The organism is Alkalilimnicola ehrlichii (assembly GCF_003399765.1).
Classification (GTDB): Bacteria; Pseudomonadota; Gammaproteobacteria; order Nitrococcales; family AK92; genus AK92.
The window spans coordinates 12,839-27,473 of sequence record NZ_NFZV01000003.1; the positions used below are offsets into that span (position 1 = coordinate 12,839).

A 14,635-nucleotide genomic window follows, 5' to 3' on the forward strand; every position below is an offset into this window, starting at 1 on the left:
TCGGCCGCCGATCACACCTCTTCTAAGAGTTCTGCCGGAGAGGCCAATTTATCCAATACCGGGAGGTTGCGGCATACCTCGGCAACGGCGCGAATCGCTTCTTCCCGCGCCGAGCCTTTGCGCCAGTAGATCGCCATTCGCCGTTTCGGCGTGGGCTCAGCAAAAGGGCGTAGGACAAATGCCGCGCGGTTGGGCAAGCTTGCGTTCGTCATCGCTGCCAATGCCGGTAATAATGTCACGCCGGCACCGGAGGCAACCATTTGCCGTAGCGTTTCCATGGAGGTCGCGCGAAATTCCTCTTCCCGACTGGCGCCGACCATTTTGCAGATATCTAAGGCCTGATCGCGTAGGCAGTGGCCTTCGTCGAGCAGCAGAACCTTCAGGTCTTTAAGTTCGTTAAGATCTATCTCCGATTTATCGGCCAGCGGATGTCCAGAAGGCAGCGCTAGAACGAAGGGTTCATCGAATAACGGTTCGCAGTTCAAATCCAGCCCTTCTACCGGCATGGCCATCATGCCGGCATCCAGCTCGCCATGACGTAGGCGCTCTAATAGCCGCGCCGTTTGATCTTCGTAGAGCAAAGGGCGCAACTCTTTGAGCTCCGTACGCAGGGCCGGCACGAGATGCGGCAGTAAATAGGGCGCAAAGGTCGGAATAAGCCCGAGCCGTAACTCGCCCCCGAGAGGCGTATGCGCTGCCCGACATAGCTCGACCATATCATCGACTTCGGTCAGTATCTTACGCGCCCGCTCCACAACCGCTCGCCCGGCGGGTGTCAACATAACCTGCTTGTGGCTACGCTCGATCAATTGCACACCGAGAAACCCCTCCAGCTTCTTTATCTGCGTGCTGAGGGTCGGCTGACTGACATAACAGGATTCTGCGGCCCGACCAAAATGACGGTGCTCGGCAACAGCCACTAAATAACGTAGATCTCGCAGGTTCATCGATACCTCTGTACCGCTGGGCGGGGTTCTTATGCTGAGCGGGGAATCCACCGCTACATAGAAAGGAACCCAACAAACACCGAATGTTTCCCTAAGCTTCAAGCAGAGTCAAATTATGCCCGGCTTTGTTGCCGGACGCGAAGACAAGGTACGGCAATTATTGAGCGTTCCGATAAATATTGCGTGAGACGGTTTGCTATTTTGTCGTATAGTAGAAAAGGGGATACTCGACAGCAGCTAAGAATAAGCCTACTCAAGCAAAAATAAATAAGGCGACATACACTTACGTGTACACCGTTACGAAGTAGAAAGCGCCGAAATAATGAGTTTCACCCACATTTGCTAGCGGTGGGCTTACCGTGAAGCGCCAGGCAACGGTTCTAGCGGCGATTGCCGCGAGCCAAGCGTGTGTTGCCTACGCATTCTGGCGTTATCGGAAGTAAGGGACACTACAACAATGAGAATACACCCTTCGATTGATATCGATCGCCTTTCCATCGTCATTGTCGATGATGCGCGTTTTACCTGCGAAATGATAAAGCGGGTGCTCTTGGGCGCCGGCTTTATCGATATCCGGATAGCCAACAACGCGGCTCAGGCGTTGGAGCTCATACGAGAGCGGCCGGCCAATATCCTTATCGCGGACTGGCTGATGCCGGAGATGGACGGGCTGAGTCTAACCAAGCGGGTCAGACAGCTCGACGAGGATAGCCATCATTATACTTATGTGATCCTGCTGACTGCTAAGGAAGGTCTGGAGTCGTTAACGGAAGCGTTTAACCAAGGCGTGGACGACTTCATCAATAAGTCGCCGGATAATAAGGAGCTGTTGGCTCGCATTCATGCGGCAGGCCGGGTATCGGAGCTGCAAGGCGATCTCATTAAGGCGAACAGAAAACTGTTGGCGATGAATCGCGAGCTGGAGGAACGGCATAGTTTCGATGCGGTTACCGGCCTTGGCAACCGGGCCTACCTGGAGCGCCAGCTCGATAACCTCGTCCGCCATATTGCGGGGCGCGGCGGCGCCGCCTGCTGCGGCGTGATTCGCCTAAACGACATTCCGGCGCTACGGGCTAAGTACGGCACCCGGATCGCCGAGCAGGTGATGGAAGCAAGTGTCAATCGCCTACAGCAGGCCATGCGGCCATTAGACGTTGTGGCCCGGCTCGATGAACAATGCTTCGGGATTTTGATTCGCCACGAAGACGATCGTCGCTGCCATCCCAATTCGTTCCGCCGAATTCATCAAGCGCTTAATTTACGCGCCTATAAAACGTACGCCGGCTTTTTGAACATAACGGCGGCGGTTGCGATTATGGCGGTGGAAACGGAAGGGGATCGGCTGCCCGCTCCGGCAGAGATTATCGATTATTTGGGGTTACACCTGGACGCGGCCGAACAAGCCGGCCGTATCTATCAGGTTAAATGGAAAGCTTTTTCCGACTAGCGGACTGCTGAAATATCATTTTCGACAGCCCGCTTGAGCGACACAGGGATGTGCCGCACATCGTGCATTTGCGTCCGTATACTATTCGACGGTCACCGATTTCGCGAGGTTACGCGGCTGGTCGACGTCGGTACCTTTAAGGACCGCTACGTGATACGACAATAGCTGAAGAGGCACGGTATAGACGATAGGAGCGATGACTTCCGCCACTTCGGGAACCCGCAACACCTCGTATCCATCCCCTGATTTTAGGTTCACGCCGGCATCGGCAAACACATAAAGCACGCCGCCGCGGGCCCTCACCTCTTGCAGGTTGGATTTCAGCTTTTCCACCAAGTCGTCTTTGGGCGCTACGGCAACCACGGGCATTTCCGTATCCACGAGCGCCAGAGGGCCATGCTTTAGCTCCCCGGCCGGATATGCTTCCGCGTGGATATAGGAGATTTCTTTGAGCTTTAATGCGCCCTCTTTAGCCACCGGGTACTGCGGGCCGCGACCTAAGAATAAGGTGTGGTTTTTATCGACGAACTGCTCGGCCAAGCGTTCGATATCCGCTTCCAACGCCAATGCTGCCTCCAAGCTCCGAGGTAGACGGCGCAAGGCTTCGACCACTGCCGTCTCGCCCGCTTTATCCAAGCGGTGGTAACGGCCCGTCGCAACGGTGAGTAAGAGCAAGGCAACCAACTGCGTGGTAAAGGCCTTCGTCGAGGCGACGCCGATTTCCGGTCCGGCCCGAGTCATCAGGGTAAGATCCGACTCCCTGACCAAGGAGCTTTCCGGCGCATTGCAGATCGCCAGGGTAGCGGCATAACCCAGATTCTTGGCTTCGCGTAACGCTGCTAACGTGTCGGCTGTTTCGCCGGATTGGGAAATGGTTACGAACAGGGTGCCTGGCGTTACCACGTGCGAGCGGTAGCGAAATTCGCTCGCGACCTCAACGTCGCATGGCAACCCGGCCAACGTTTCCATCCAATGTTTGGCTACCATACCGGCGTGGTAACTAGTGCCGCAGGCAACGATCTGGATCCGAGCGAGTTGAGAGAAGATGTCGTGCGCCTTGGGACCGAATGCGGCTTCTAGCACATGATCGTCGAGGAGCCGACCTTCCAAGGTATCGGTGATAGCCCGCGGCTGTTCGTGGATCTCTTTCAACATGTAATGGCGGTAACGGCCACGGTCGGCGGAATCGGCCGCTAACTCGGAGCGCTGTATCGGCCGCTCGACGAGATTGCCGTCGAGGTCGTAAATCCGCAGGCTGTCACGGCGGATATCGGCGATATCGCCGTCCTCAAGAAAGATAAACTGCTGAGTGACGGGTAATAAAGCAAATACGTCGGAGGCGATGAAATGTTCGCCAATTCCCACTCCAATAACGAGCGGGCTACCCCGCCGCGCCGCGATGATACGCCCCGGATCGTTGCACGAAACGATACCTAACGCATAAGCGCCTTCAAGTTCGGCCACCGTCGCACGTACTGCCGCCAAAAGATCGCCGCTGCCTTGCATATTGCGGTGAATCTGATGAACCACTACCTCGGTATCGGTCTCCGATTGAAACTCGTAGCCTTGGGCTAACTGGGTTTCCCGCAAGGCCTCGAAGTTCTCGATGATACCGTTATGGACGATGGCGACTTCGTCGCGACAGATATGCGGATGCGCATTCCGGTCGGTGGGAGCGCCATGGGTTGCCCAGCGGGTATGGGCGATACCGACCCTTCCGTTCACCGGCGTCGACTCAAGCGCTTCGCTAAGCTTGCTAACTTTACCAGCGGCGCGAACCCGTTCGAGATTGTTTTGCCCGTTCAGGACAGCGAGCCCCGCAGAATCGTAACCTCGATATTCGAGACGCCGCAGCCCCTCGATAAGAATTGGCGTGACATCCCGTTCAGCCGCCGCTCCCACGATTCCGCACATACTTGCTTTACCTCCTTCACCGGAGCGCTAACGCGCCGCCCTGCCCGTCACTTGTCTTTCTGCGGTCGGGACCAACCCCGAACCGTAAGTTGCTTAACGCGGGTAATGGTTAACTGTTCTGCCGGCGCATTCTTCGTAATCGTCGAACCGGCGCCGATCGTTGCCCCGTCGCCAACCGTGACCGGTGCGACCAGTTGGGTACCGGAGCCGATAAAGGCGTTAGCACCTACCGTCGTACGGTGTTTTCGCGCACCGTCGTAATTGCAGGTAATCGTGCCCGCGCCGACATTTGTACCCGGACCAATTTCCGCGTCGCCTATGTAGCTAAGGTGGTTAACTTTCGCACCTTCTTCAAGCAGTGCTTGCTTAATTTCTACAAAGTTTCCAACCTTAGCGCCGGCCTTGAGTTCGGTACCCGGTCTGATTCTGGCAAACGGCCCGATGGTCGCCCGCGGGCCGATAATCGCGTTTTCGAGAACGCTGTTGGCCTCAATGGTCACGCCATCGGCAACGCTTACGTTCTTTAGGTAGCAGTTAGGGCCGATAATAACTTCATCGCCCAAGCTTACCTCACCTTCGAACACTACGTTGATATCCACGGCACAGTCTTGGCCGATGCGAAGCGTACCCCTTAGATCGAAGCGGCACGGATCGGCCAACGTCATGCCCTCCCGCATCAACGCGTGCGCCTGGTGCAGTTGAAAAACCCGCTCTAGGTGTGCGAGCTGTGCCCGGTCGTTAACGCCAAGCACCTCGTTAAAGTCTTCCGCGGCATAAGCAGCGACCTCGACACCGTCTTCCACCGCGGCGGCAACAATGTCGGTAAGGTAGTACTCGCCTTGCGCGTTATCGTTACTCAACGCACCCAGCCAGCGCCGTAACAACTTCGCTGGCGCCGCCAGCAGCCCGGTGTTGACCTCGCCGATAGTCTTTTGCGCCTCGCTCGCATCCTTCTCTTCGACGATCGCCTGAACCTCGCCGGCGTGGTTGCGAACGATGCGTCCATAGCCTTTGGGGTCGGCCGGGGTGGCGGTGAGCAAGCCTACGCGGCCGCATACCGCCGCTTCAACCAGCGGCCTAAGGGTCTCAGCCCGTACCAGCGGCACATCCCCGTAGAGGACGAGCAGCGCCGTGTCGTCGTCGATCTGGGGGAGAACCCGCGCAACCGCATCGCCCGTTCCGAGTTGTTTGTCTTGCTCGACCCAGACAATGTCGGTCTGGTCGATCTGTGCCCGCACGGTATCCCCGCCATGGCCGTACACCACGTAAACCCCGTCGGGATTCAGCGCGCGCGCGGTATGCAATACATGGCCGAGTAACGGCCGCCCACCCAACGGGTGCAAAACCTTCGGCAGCCGCGAACGCATACGCGAACCCTGGCCGGCCGCTAGTATGGTAACAGCTAGCTTCATACGTCTCTGCCGATTCGCTAGAAATAAGGAAGCCGCCGTCACCTCGGGCGACGGCGGCCTTGATGAAGTTGGCGCTTTTCGGAGTCGAAATCAAGACTCCGAACGGGCCAATCAGCGGCGGGTTTTTTCTTCAGATTCTGGAGTGCGCGCAGCTGTGCTGCGGCCGCAGCCAGCTCGGCTGCCGCTTTACCGTACTCCATTTCCGAAGTGCGATTCTTAATCGCGTCTTCCGCCCGTTGCTTGGCTTCTAGTGCCGCCGCCTCGTCGATGTCGCTAGCCCGCTGCGCAGTATCGGAAAGTATCGTCACCGCATGCGGCTGTACTTCCAACATCCCACCGGAGACGAAGAAGTATTGATCTTCGCCTTCGGCCAGGCTGACGCGGACCTCGCCAGGCTGCAGCTGCAACAGCATCGGGGTGTGGCGAGGCATGATGCCTACCTCGCCGTTGACCGCGCGCGCCACCAGGAACTCCGCCTCGCCCGAGAAAATCTCTTCCTCGGCACTGACGATGTCCACGTGCATTGTCTTGGCCATAAGTGCCTACCCCATTCGTCTTAGAGGTTCTTCGCCTTCTCGACCGCTTCGTCGATGGTGCCGACCATGTAGAAGGCCTGCTCCGGCAGTTCGTCATACTCGCCGTCGACGATGCCTTTGAACGCGCGGATCGTTTCCTTCAGCGGCACATACTTGCCGGGCGCGCCAGTGAAAACTTCCGCTACGAAGAAGGGCTGGGAGAGGAACCGCTGGATCTTACGCGCCCGCGCGACGACCTGCTTATCTTCCTCGGACAGCTCGTCCATACCGAGAATGGCGATGATGTCTTTCAGCTCTTTATAGCGCTGCAAGGTACCCTGCACCGCACGCGCTACATTGTAGTGCTCTTCGCCGATAACCAGCGGGTCAAGCTGACGGCTAGTAGAATCAAGCGGGTCTACGGCCGGGTAAATACCCAGTGCGGCGATGTCGCGGGAAAGGACTACCGTCGCGTCCAAGTGAGCGAAGGTGGTAGCCGGCGACGGGTCGGTCAAGTCGTCCGCCGGGACGTATACCGCCTGAATAGAGGTAATGGAACCCGTCTTCGTGGAGGTAATACGCTCCTGCAAGGCGCCCATTTCGGCGGCTAATGTCGGCTGATAACCCACCGCGGAGGGCATACGGCCGAGCAGCGCGGAAACTTCGGTTCCGGCCAGCGTGTAACGGTAGATATTATCGACGAACAGCAGCACGTCGCGGCCTTCGTCACGGAAGTACTCGGCCATGGTCAAGCCGGTCAGCGCAACGCGCAGACGGTTGCCCGGCGGCTCGTTCATCTGGCCGTAAACCAACGCTACTTTATCGAGTACGTTGGAGTCCTTCATTTCGTGGTAGAAGTCGTTACCTTCACGGGTACGCTCGCCGACACCGGCAAACACGGAGTAACCGGAGTGCTCGATCGCGATGTTACGGATCAGCTCCATCATGTTAACCGTTTTACCCACACCGGCGCCGCCGAACAGGCCGACTTTACCGCCTTTCGCGAACGGACAGATCAAGTCAATCACTTTAATGCCGGTTTCCAACAGCTCGGTGCTGGCGGATTGTTCCGCGAAGCTCGGCGGCTCGCGGTGAATCGGCATTTTGGTATCGATGGCCAGCTCGCCGGCTTCGTCGATCGGGTTACCGAGCACGTCCATGATGCGACCCAAAGTCCCGGTACCGACCGGAACCGAAATCGGCTCGCCGGTGCTGGTCACGCTCAGGCCACGCTTCAAACCATCGGTGGTACCCATGGCGATGGTGCGCACGGTGCCGTCGCCAATCTGTTGCTGCACCTCCAGGGTGAGCCCGGCGTCGTTGACAACCAGCGCGTCGTAAACCTTCGGCACGGCGTTCCGCGGGAACTCGACGTCCACAACGGCACCGATGATCTGGACAATGTTTCCTGAACTCATACCCCTGATCCTCTTCGCGAATTTTGATAACCGGGCCGCCCGCGTTAGGTGCGGCGGCGGTGCCCGACGCCTACACCGCCTCGGCGCCGGCTACAATCTCAGACAGTTCGGTGGTGATCGCCGCCTGACGGGCCTTGTTATAGGCCAGCTGCAGGTCGTCGATCAGGCTGGCGGCATTATCCGACGCCGCCTTCATCGCCACCATTCGGGCCGCCTGCTCGCTGGCGATGTTGTCAACGACCGCCTGGTACACCAAGGACTCGATGTACCTGAACAGCAACTGCTCAAGCGCTTCGGCGGCGTTCGGCTCGTAGATGTAATCCCAGGAATGCTCCTGTTTGAGATCCTCGGCCGGCGGCAACGGCAGCACAGTTTCCAAGGTCGGGTTTTGGGTCATTGTATTGACGAACTGGTTGTAACATACCACCAACTCGTCAATCCGCCCTTCCCGATAGGCGTCCAACATAACCTTGACGGTACCGATCAAGTCGGAAATATGCGGGGTATCGCCTAGGTTAGTAGCCTGTCCGACCAAACCGCCCTTAAACCGGCTCAGAAACTGCACGCCCTTGCTGCCGATGGCGCAGAGATCCACCTCGACCCCGTCCTTCTCGTGCTGTTGCAGACGGGGCAACAGCAGACGAAACAGGTTAGCGTTCAAGCCACCGCACAAACCACGGTCGCTGGTGACTACGATGTAGCCTACCCGCTTGACTTCCCGCCGCACCAGAAACGGATGCTGATAGTCAGTCGTTGCGTGTGCCAAGTGGCCGATTACGTTACGGATCTTCTCCGCGTAGGGCCGGGCCGCCTGCATGCGTACCTGCGCTGAGCGCATTTTGCTCGCAGCGACCATTTCCATCGCGCTGGTGATCTTCTGCGTATTTTGTACGCTCTTGATCTGAGTGCGGATCTCTTTTGCGCCAGCCATTGGAGCTCCTCGCTATCGCTTACCAGGTGCCGGTCGATTTGAACTCTTCGATCACCTTGCGCAGACCTTGCTCGATCTCGTCGTTGAAATCGCCCTTCTCGTTAATCTTGTCCATCAACGGCTTATGAGCGGATTTCAGATGAGCGTGCAGGCCCTGCTCGAACGGACCGACTTTCGCGAGTTCCAGATCGTCGAGGTAACCTTCGTTCGCGGCGTACAGCGACAACGCCATCTCCGCAATCGACAGCGGCGAGTACTGTGGCTGTTTCATCAGCTCCGTTACCCGCTGACCGCGTTCCAGCTGTTTCCGGGTCGCTTCGTCGAGATCGGATGCGAACTGGGAGAACGCTGCCAACTCGCGATACTGTGCCAGTGCCAGACGAATACCACCGCCGAGTTTCTTAATGATCTTCGTCTGCGCGGAGCCACCTACACGCGAAACGGAGATACCGGCGTTAATCGCAGGACGGATACCGGAGTTGAACAGGTCGGTTTCCAGGAAGATCTGACCGTCGGTAATGGAAATTACGTTGGTCGGAACGAAGGCGGATACGTCGCCGGCCTGGGTTTCGATGATCGGCAGTGCCGTCAGCGAGCCGGTTTTGCCTTTCACTTCGCCGTTGGTGACCTTTTCTACGTAGTCCGCGTTAACGCGAGCAGCACGCTCAAGGAGACGCGAATGGAGGTAGAACACGTCGCCCGGAAACGCTTCACGGCCCGGCGGACGGCGCAACAGCAGCGACACCTGACGATAAGCAACCGCCTGCTTGGACAGATCGTCGTAGACGATCAGGGCGTCTTCGCCGCGGTCGCGGAAGTATTCGCCCATCGCGCAACCGGCGTACGGAGCGATGAACTGCATGGCCGCGGAGTCGGCAGCAGCAGCGGCGACGATGATGGTGTGCTCCATCGCGCCATGCTCTTCGAGCTTACGCACTACGGAAGCGATGGAGGAGTTTTTCTGCCCCACAGCCACGTAGATGCACTTAATGCCCGTGCCTTTTTGGTTGATGATGGCATCGATCGCGACGGCCGTCTTACCGGTTTGGCGGTCGCCAATGATCAGCTCACGCTGGCCACGACCAATCGGGATCATCGCGTCGACGGCTTTCAGACCGGTTTGCACCGGTTGATCTACCGACTGCCGGGCGATAACGCCAGGCGCGACTTTCTCGACCGGCGAGCTTGCTTGGGCTTCGATCGGGCCTTTGCCGTCGATCGGATTACCCAGAGCGTCGACAACGCGGCCCAACAGGCCTTCGCCGACCGGCACTTCGAGAATACGGCCGGTCGATTTAACCGGGTCGCCCTCGGAGATGTGCAGGTATTCGCCAAGCACCACGACACCGACACTGTCGCGCTCAAGGTTGAGCGCCATGCCGAAGGTGTTGCCCGGGAACTCCAACATCTCGCCCTGCATGACGTCCGCCAGGCCGGCGACGCGCACGATTCCGTCGGTAACGGAGACTACCGTGCCTTCGTTGCGGGCTTCGGCAACAGCATCGAAGTCTTCGATGCGCTTTCTGATAATATCGCTAATTTCCGAAGCTTTAAGTTGCATTGGAATATCCCCTTAACGGTTCAAGCCGGCGGCAAGGCGCTCCAGCCGACCGCGCACCGAACCATCGATAACCAAGTCTCCCGCGCGAATGACTGCGCCACCGAGGAGGCCTGCGTCGATTTCGTTGGTGAGAGTCACCTTGACGTCAAGACGCTTGCCCAGGGCTTCCGCCAACTTCTCTTGGGCAGCGGGTTCAACCGGCTGTGCAGAAATGAGACGGGCCTGCAGGGTCTTCTCGGCGGCGGCACGCAGGTCGGCAAACTGCTTCGCAATTTGCGGTAGCAGGTGCAGACGCCGGTTCTCGGCCAGCAACCGGATCATGTTTCGACCCTGGTCGGTCAGCCGTTCCTCGCAGACCTTGATGAACATTTCTTCAAGCTGCGCCGGAGAGAACCGCGGGCTCAGTAGCAGCCCTTGCATGAGGTTGTCGCTCGCGACCGCCGCGGCAAAGTCCAGCTGCTCGGACCATTGCGGGAGCTGGCCTGTATCCTTGGCCAGCTCGTACACTGCTTGTGCGTAAGGACGCGCGATTGTGCCTAATTCCGCCATCGAGATTCGCCTTACAGTTGTTTGGCCAGCTCGTTGAGCATGTCGTTGTGCGCTTCCGCACTGATTTCACGCTCAAGTACCTTGGTGGCACCCGTAATAGCCAGAGTCACCAACTGCTCGCGTAGCTCCGCCTTCGCCTCGTTGAGCTCTTGCTCGATTTTGGCTTGGGCAGCGGCAATCTGACGCTCGCCTTCCTCACGGGCGGCGGTCTTCGCCTCTTCGACCAGCTCGTTACCGCGCTTGTTGGCCTTTTCCATGATCTCGGCCGCTTGCTGACGGGCTTCGCGAAGAATCTCGGATGCACGCTCTTGCGCGAGATCGAGATCCTGCTGACCACGTTCAGCGGCAGCAAGGCCATCGGCGATCTTCTGTTGACGATCGCGCATGGCTTCCGAGATCGGCGGCCAGACAAACTTCATCGTAAACCAGACGAAGAGCGCAAAGGCGATCATCTGGCCGAATAGGGTGGCATTTATATCCATGCCATCACCTCCCGTTTGGATTCGGTGGACGTATTACTTAGGCGCCAGCAGCCTGAAAAATGGCATCCAGGAACGGGTTGGCAAAGGTGAAGAACAGGGCAATACCGATACCGATCATGGACACGGCGTCGAGCAGACCGGCCAACAGGAACATACGGCCTTGCAGCATCGGAGCCACTTCCGGTTGACGGGCAATACTTTCCAGGAACTTGCCACCCATGATAGCGAAGCCAAAAGCGGTGCCGATGGCGCCAGCAGCAATGATGATGGCGACGGCGATGATGGTGATGCCCTGGACGTTGGCGATCAGAGCAGCGAGTTCCAGACTAGCGAGTTCCATTGTTACCTCCAAGAGATGGCTCAGTTATGGACAAGAAAAACAACAGTTAATCAGTGATCTTCTTCCGGCAGCGTCATGCTGAGGTAGACGATCGAAAGCATCATGAAAATAAACGCTTGTAGCGGAATAACCAGGATATGGAACACCGCCCATGCGAAGGCCAGAACAATCTGGGTCAGGAACATCGGAATCACGCTGAGGCTGGCGATGTCGCTGATGGCATGGCCCAAGGTAAAAATGGCAATCAGAATAAAGATCAACTCGGCGGCGTACATGTTGCCGAACAAACGCAGCGAGAGAGAGATGGTCCGTGCGAAGCTCTCAACGATAAACAGCACGAAGTTGAACGGCGCCAGCCAAGGGCCGAACGGGTGCGTGAACATGTGCTTGACGTAGTGGCCGCCGCCCTGATTCATCACACCGAAGGCGAAGGTGAGCAGTAAGATACTGATCGACAGCGCGAAAGTCGTGTTGAGGTTCACGGTCGGGAGAATCTTGAAGTAACCGACGCCCATGGCGGCCATGGTGTTCGGCGCCAAGTCGATCGGCACCAAGTCCATGAGGTTCATCAGGAAGATCCAGACGAACAGCGTCAGCGCGAGCGGTGCAATCAGTTTGCTCTTACCGCCGTAGGTTTCCTTCGTCAGGTTGCTAACGAAATCCACCATCGATTCGACAAAGTTCTGCAGCCCCCCGGGCACGCCAGCCGTCGCGCGGCGCGCTCCCATATAGAACACGCCACAGAAAATCGCGCCGAGAATAAAAGAAACGGCGAGCGTGTCGATGTGAAAAGTCCAGAAACCCTCGCCGACCTGCAGGTGGGTAAGGTGGTGAAGAATATAATCGGTTGCGGACACGGATTCGGTGTTCGTAGCCATTTTTCCCTACCGCTGTCTTTAGGTGTTGCCCTTTAAAAGAGCGAACCAGGACACCATCAATGAAAAGACGTACGTCACGATCAAGGGCAGAAAGTTTGCGTGATACAACGGTATCGCGATGAGAAACATTGCAACCGTTAACACAAACTTGACCGCTTCTCCCCAGTAGAACGCCCGCACCATGATTTTTGGGCTGCCCATCGCACGCCGGCGGAACATAATCAGCGCCATGACCGTGGTCGGGACGAACCCGATCATTCCCCCGAAGAATGCGGCTTCGGCGGCGCCCGCTTCACGCACAATGAACCAAATAACGGCGCTAATGACGGCAACGAGGAGCTGCCCAACTGCGACTCGCGAAACTACCGGCTGCATCCACATTGCTCTATCGATGTCATAGCCGCGTCCCGCGAGGTTCGTGCCAGCGTACCTTTGCGACTGAGGCTGGCTGCTGGCCGGCTCAAGTTCAGGCGCGGAGTATAAAGATTAGCCAGTTAGCGGTCAACGCTCGCTTGCAAAGCAAAGGCAAAAATGTGCTCGAAAATAGTGCACGGCTAACGAATGCGCTCCAAAATGCCATCTAGTTCATCCAGGCTGCTGTACTGGATCACCAGTTTCCCTTTGCCGCGCGGTTCCTGTTGAATTTTAACCGCTGCGCCTAGCCGCTCGGAGAGATCCTCTTGCAAACGGCGGATATTGGGATCTAAGGGACGCGGCGCCGGTTTTGGAGCATTGGCCTCTTCTAACATTCGCCGTACTAAAGCCTCGGTCGCCCGAACGTTTAAATTGCGATTGACGACCTGCGCAGCCGCTTCGCTTTGTTTGGGGCCGGCTAGTCCGGCAAGTGCGCGCGCATGCCCCATATCGAGTTCGCCTTGTTCGACCAGTTTTTTGACGTCGCTGTTGAGTTCCAGTAAACGTAGGAGGTTACTGATACTCGCTCGCGATCGTCCTACCGTGTCCGCGACCTCTTGATGGGTCATCCCGAATTCGTCGACCAAGCGCTTGAAGGCGACGGCTTCTTCCAGGGGGTTTAAATCCTCCCGCTGGATATTCTCGATCAGGGCGACGGCAACGGCGACTTCATTCGACACATCCCGAACTAAGGCCGGGATTTCGTGCAAACCGGCCAGCTGGGCTGCACGCCAGCGACGTTCGCCGGCGACAATCTCGTAGCTATCCACGGCTAGCGGTCGCACAACGATAGGTTGCACCACACCCTGCGCACGGATGGAATCCGCCAGTTCCTGTAAAGCGGCAGGATCAAACTCGGTACGTGGCTGATAACGACCACGCTGCAGAAACTCTACCGGTAAATTACGCAACTCGCCGTGGTCCGCCGCTTCGGCAGCCTCGGTAGTCGCTCCTAGAAGGGCATCTAAACCACGCCCTAAGCCTCTGCGTTTTCCCGCGCTCATCGCTCCACTACTCCCTTACTATGCCGTACCCGCGCCGTCGTTCATGGCAGCGCGCTGGTCGCGCCGGATCATCTCCGATGCCAGGGCCATGTAGGCTAAGGCCCCGCGCGAGGTGCGATCGTACTGCATAGCCGGCAAGCCGTAACTAGGGGCCTCGGCCAAGCGTACGTTCCGCGGAATCATCGTCCGATAGACTCGGTCGTTGAAATGTTGGATCAATTGCGCCCCGACCTGCGTCGCGAGGTTATTCCGCGGGTCATACATAGTACGCAATAAACCTTCGATCACCAGCTCCGGGTTCACCGTTTCCTGAACGCGTTTTATGGTATCCAGCAAGGCAGTCAACCCTTCCAACGCGTAGTACTCGCATTGGATAGGAATTAGAACGCCATGAGACGCCACCAAGGCATTGACGGTGAGAATATTCAGCGAAGGCGGGCAGTCGACCAATATATAGTCGTACTCGGATTTGACCCGCGCCAGTTGCAGGCGCAGTCGCTGCTCTCGCCCTTTGGCTTCCAGCAAGGTCACTTCGGCGGCGGTTAGATCGCCATTGGCCGGTAGCAACGTAAAATTGGCGTGTTCGACGGGTACCAAGGCTTCGCGGATACTTACCGTATCCATCAGCACATCGTAGCCGCTGTGGGGGACGGCATCCTTGTCTATCCCGGAACCGACCGTAGCGTTTCCCTGCGGGTCGAGATCGACCAAAAGCACCCGTTTACGACTGCCAGCGAGCGCTGCGGCCAGGTTAACGGCGGTGGTGGTTTTTCCAACCCCGCCTTTCTGGTTGGTTACCGCGATAATTTTGCCCATAGGTTCA

At 57.6% G+C, this 14,635-nt stretch carries 14 protein-coding genes and 1 pseudogene; 1 reads left to right on the forward strand and 14 read right to left on the reverse strand.

Annotated features, from left to right (window positions below):
* Positions 1 to 11: 11 nt before the first annotated feature.
* Positions 12 to 947 carry a LysR substrate-binding domain-containing protein gene (locus CAI21_RS03685; RefSeq protein WP_116301059.1) on the reverse strand — a complete coding sequence of 312 codons (936 nt, stop codon included), beginning with the start codon at positions 945 to 947 and terminating at the stop codon, positions 12 to 14.
* Between the two features lie 457 nt (positions 948 to 1,404).
* Here CAI21_RS03685 and CAI21_RS03690 point away from each other — a divergent pair, with 457 nt between their 5' ends.
* A complete protein-coding gene (locus CAI21_RS03690; RefSeq protein WP_116301060.1) occupies positions 1,405 to 2,394 on the forward strand; it encodes a GGDEF domain-containing response regulator in 990 nt (329 codons plus the stop codon).
* Between the two features lie 81 nt (positions 2,395 to 2,475).
* Here CAI21_RS03690 and glmS read toward each other — a convergent pair whose 3' ends face one another.
* From glmS to CAI21_RS03755, 13 genes and pseudogenes are all read right to left on the reverse strand, one after another.
* Positions 2,476 to 4,308, reverse strand: coding sequence for a glutamine--fructose-6-phosphate transaminase (isomerizing) (gene glmS / locus CAI21_RS03695; RefSeq protein WP_116301061.1), 1,833 nt, complete (start codon positions 4,306 to 4,308; stop codon positions 2,476 to 2,478).
* 47 nt (positions 4,309 to 4,355) lie between these two features.
* The gene (gene glmU, locus CAI21_RS03700) at positions 4,356 to 5,720 is read right to left on the reverse strand and encodes a bifunctional UDP-N-acetylglucosamine diphosphorylase/glucosamine-1-phosphate N-acetyltransferase GlmU (protein ID WP_116301062.1); all 1,365 of its coding nucleotides are present in this window, start codon (positions 5,718 to 5,720) and stop codon (positions 4,356 to 4,358) included.
* A 122-nt stretch (positions 5,721 to 5,842) separates the two neighbouring features.
* Positions 5,843 to 6,256: pseudogene (locus CAI21_RS03705) on the reverse strand (F0F1 ATP synthase subunit epsilon); the annotation flags it as partial.
* Positions 6,257 to 6,276: 20 nt separating this feature from the next.
* A complete protein-coding gene (gene atpD, locus CAI21_RS03710; protein WP_116301064.1) occupies positions 6,277 to 7,653 on the reverse strand; it encodes a F0F1 ATP synthase subunit beta in 1,377 nt (458 codons plus the stop codon).
* 70 nt (positions 7,654 to 7,723) lie between these two features.
* Positions 7,724 to 8,584 (reverse strand): F0F1 ATP synthase subunit gamma, encoded by an 861-nt coding sequence (gene atpG, locus CAI21_RS03715; protein ID WP_116301065.1) that lies wholly within the window; start codon positions 8,582 to 8,584, stop codon positions 7,724 to 7,726.
* 19 nt (positions 8,585 to 8,603) lie between these two features.
* The gene (gene atpA / locus CAI21_RS03720; RefSeq protein WP_181919269.1) at positions 8,604 to 10,151 is read right to left on the reverse strand and encodes a F0F1 ATP synthase subunit alpha; all 1,548 of its coding nucleotides are present in this window, start codon (positions 10,149 to 10,151) and stop codon (positions 8,604 to 8,606) included.
* 6 nt (positions 10,152 to 10,157) lie between these two features.
* The gene (locus CAI21_RS03725) at positions 10,158 to 10,694 is read right to left on the reverse strand and encodes a F0F1 ATP synthase subunit delta (protein WP_116301067.1); all 537 of its coding nucleotides are present in this window, start codon (positions 10,692 to 10,694) and stop codon (positions 10,158 to 10,160) included.
* Between the two features lie 11 nt (positions 10,695 to 10,705).
* The gene (locus tag CAI21_RS03730) at positions 10,706 to 11,176 is read right to left on the reverse strand and encodes a F0F1 ATP synthase subunit B (protein WP_116301068.1); all 471 of its coding nucleotides are present in this window, start codon (positions 11,174 to 11,176) and stop codon (positions 10,706 to 10,708) included.
* Between the two features lie 37 nt (positions 11,177 to 11,213).
* Positions 11,214 to 11,516 carry a F0F1 ATP synthase subunit C gene (atpE, locus tag CAI21_RS03735; protein ID WP_404840849.1) on the reverse strand — a complete coding sequence of 101 codons (303 nt, stop codon included), beginning with the start codon at positions 11,514 to 11,516 and terminating at the stop codon, positions 11,214 to 11,216.
* A 50-nt stretch (positions 11,517 to 11,566) separates the two neighbouring features.
* Entirely contained in the window at positions 11,567 to 12,394 is an 828-nt protein-coding gene (gene atpB / locus CAI21_RS03740) for a F0F1 ATP synthase subunit A (RefSeq protein ID WP_116301069.1), read from the reverse strand.
* A gap of 18 nt (positions 12,395 to 12,412) precedes the next feature.
* The gene (locus CAI21_RS03745; protein WP_181919252.1) at positions 12,413 to 12,769 is read right to left on the reverse strand and encodes an ATP synthase subunit I; all 357 of its coding nucleotides are present in this window, start codon (positions 12,767 to 12,769) and stop codon (positions 12,413 to 12,415) included.
* 179 nt (positions 12,770 to 12,948) lie between these two features.
* Complete coding sequence (locus CAI21_RS03750) at positions 12,949 to 13,812, reverse strand: ParB/RepB/Spo0J family partition protein (RefSeq protein ID WP_116301071.1); 864 nt, start codon at positions 13,810 to 13,812, stop codon at positions 12,949 to 12,951.
* Positions 13,813 to 13,830: 18 nt separating this feature from the next.
* Positions 13,831 to 14,628, reverse strand: coding sequence for a ParA family protein (locus CAI21_RS03755; protein WP_116301072.1), 798 nt, complete (start codon positions 14,626 to 14,628; stop codon positions 13,831 to 13,833).
* Positions 14,629 to 14,635: the final 7 nt, after the last annotated feature.

Bases quoted from the DNA above. Each gene is read 5' to 3' on its own strand.
- CAI21_RS03685 (WP_116301059.1), bottom strand. From the start codon at position 947: ATGAACCTGCGAGATCTACGTTATTTAGTGGCTGTTGCCGAGCACCGT.
- CAI21_RS03690 (WP_116301060.1), top strand. From the start codon at position 1,405: ATGAGAATACACCCTTCGATTGATATCGATCGCCTTTCCATCGTCATT.
- glmS (WP_116301061.1), bottom strand. From the start codon at position 4,308: ATGTGCGGAATCGTGGGAGCGGCGGCTGAACGGGATGTCACGCCAATT.
- glmU (WP_116301062.1), bottom strand. From the start codon at position 5,720: ATGAAGCTAGCTGTTACCATACTAGCGGCCGGCCAGGGTTCGCGTATG.
- atpD (WP_116301064.1), bottom strand. From the start codon at position 7,653: ATGAGTTCAGGAAACATTGTCCAGATCATCGGTGCCGTTGTGGACGTC.
- atpG (WP_116301065.1), bottom strand. From the start codon at position 8,584: ATGGCTGGCGCAAAAGAGATCCGCACTCAGATCAAGAGCGTACAAAAT.
- CAI21_RS03725 (WP_116301067.1), bottom strand. From the start codon at position 10,694: ATGGCGGAATTAGGCACAATCGCGCGTCCTTACGCACAAGCAGTGTAC.
- CAI21_RS03730 (WP_116301068.1), bottom strand. From the start codon at position 11,176: ATGGATATAAATGCCACCCTATTCGGCCAGATGATCGCCTTTGCGCTC.
- atpE (WP_404840849.1), bottom strand. From the start codon at position 11,516: ATGGAACTCGCTAGTCTGGAACTCGCTGCTCTGATCGCCAACGTCCAG.
- atpB (WP_116301069.1), bottom strand. From the start codon at position 12,394: ATGGCTACGAACACCGAATCCGTGTCCGCAACCGATTATATTCTTCAC.
- CAI21_RS03745 (WP_181919252.1), bottom strand. From the start codon at position 12,769: ATGCAGCCGGTAGTTTCGCGAGTCGCAGTTGGGCAGCTCCTCGTTGCC.
- CAI21_RS03750 (WP_116301071.1), bottom strand. From the start codon at position 13,812: ATGAGCGCGGGAAAACGCAGAGGCTTAGGGCGTGGTTTAGATGCCCTT.
- CAI21_RS03755 (WP_116301072.1), bottom strand. From the start codon at position 14,628: ATGGGCAAAATTATCGCGGTAACCAACCAGAAAGGCGGGGTTGGAAAA.